Source organism: Caballeronia sp. LjRoot29 (assembly GCF_964252755.1).
GTDB lineage: Bacteria > Pseudomonadota > Gammaproteobacteria > Burkholderiales > Burkholderiaceae > Caballeronia.
On sequence record NZ_CAXUPU020000089.1, the window covers coordinates 1 to 1,487 of the forward strand.

At 60.9% G+C, this 1,487-nt stretch carries 1 protein-coding gene; it reads left to right on the forward strand.

Features of this window, described 5'->3' with window-relative positions:
- The first annotated feature begins 121 nt into the window (after positions 1–121).
- Positions 122–1,480 carry an IS4 family transposase gene (locus ACSQ83_RS35840; protein ID WP_436231370.1) on the forward strand — a complete coding sequence of 453 codons (1,359 nt, stop codon included), beginning with the start codon at positions 122–124 and terminating at the stop codon, positions 1,478–1,480.
- The last annotated feature ends 7 nt before the right edge of the window (positions 1,481–1,487 follow it).

Sequence of the window (1,487 nt, forward strand, 5' to 3'; positions counted from 1 at the left end):
CCATCCGGTTATACACATCTGGTAGCCCAAGGCGTCGTGCGCGGAAGAACGCGTTTACTTTCAATGACGTAGCGCTGCGCTTGTAAACTTTCAGCGGATCGCGTTTACTCTTGCTTTTTGAGTGGACGCATTGGTCACCGAATCGACGCCCTGGACCCAGACGGAATTCAAACAGCTCGAGCTCGGCGATGCGCGCCTGAACAAGCGAGCGAGGCTTTTGATGGAAAGAATGGCGGCCGACCCGATGGCCAGCGTGCCCAAGGCATGCCAGGGCTGGGGCGAGACGATGGCGGCGTACCGCTTCTTCGACAACGACAAGGTCGAATGGCATGCAATTTTGGAGCCGCATTGGCAGCAGACGCAGGAGCGCATGCAGGCCCATCGTGTCGTGCTCTGCGTGCAGGACACATCAGAGCTGGATTTCAATGGACAAGGCGCGATCGGACTCGGGCCGCTGAGCTATGAAGCCCAGCGGGGCATGTATCTGCACCCGACCTACGCGGTTACGCCGCAGCGCGAGCCGTTGGGCATTCTGGATGCGTGGATGTGGGCGCGGGAGAAGAAGGACGAATCCGGCAAGCGTGGCGGACTCAAGGAGAGTGTGCGCTGGATCGAGGGCTATGAGCGCATTGCCGAAATGGCGCCGAGCCTGCCCTCCACGCGTTTGGTGTATGTGGCTGACCGCGAAGCGGATCTGATGTCGCTGATGTTGCGAGCGCAGGAGCTGGGCACGCCGGCCGACTGGCTGGTACGAGCCGCTCATAATCGCTGCCTGCCGGAGGGAGACAAGCTGTGGGAGCGCACGAGCCGTGGGGAAGCTGTCGGGCAAATCGCCTTCACGATGGCTTCGCGCCATGGCGTCAAAGCACGCACGGTGCGCCAGCACCTGTGGGTGCAACGCGTGGAGTTGCCCGCGGGCAAAGGCAAGTGCATCGCTGCGACGTGCCTGGTCGCGCGCGAGTTCGAGGCTCCTGCGGGCGTTAAGCCGATCGAATGGCGTCTGTTGACCAACCGCACGGCCAGCACGGTGGAGGAGGCAGTCGAACTGATCGATTGGTATCGAGCACGCTGGGAAGTGGAGATCTTGTTCAACATCCTGAAGAACGCGTGCCGTGTCGAGGCGCTTCAGTTGGGCACGATCGAACGGCTCGAGCGCGCGTTAGCGCTGTTTCTGGTGGTGGCTTGGCGTGTGGCTTATTTGATGCGGCTCGGACGAACCTGCCCGGATCTGGACGCGCATCTGTTCTTCGATCCCGATGAAATTCGCTCCGCCTATCTGCTCACGAAAACCCGAGCGCCGGCCCAACCGAAGCTCAACGAAGTATTGCGACTGATCGCGCGCCTGGGAGGTTTCCTTGGCCGCAAGGGCGATGGCGAACCCGGAGCAAAGACCATCTGGCTCGGCCTCCGAGAAGTTCATGTCGCTGCAAAAACATTGCGCCTCTTACGCGACGACGATGGTGACGACACTTCTGTATAAGGGAATG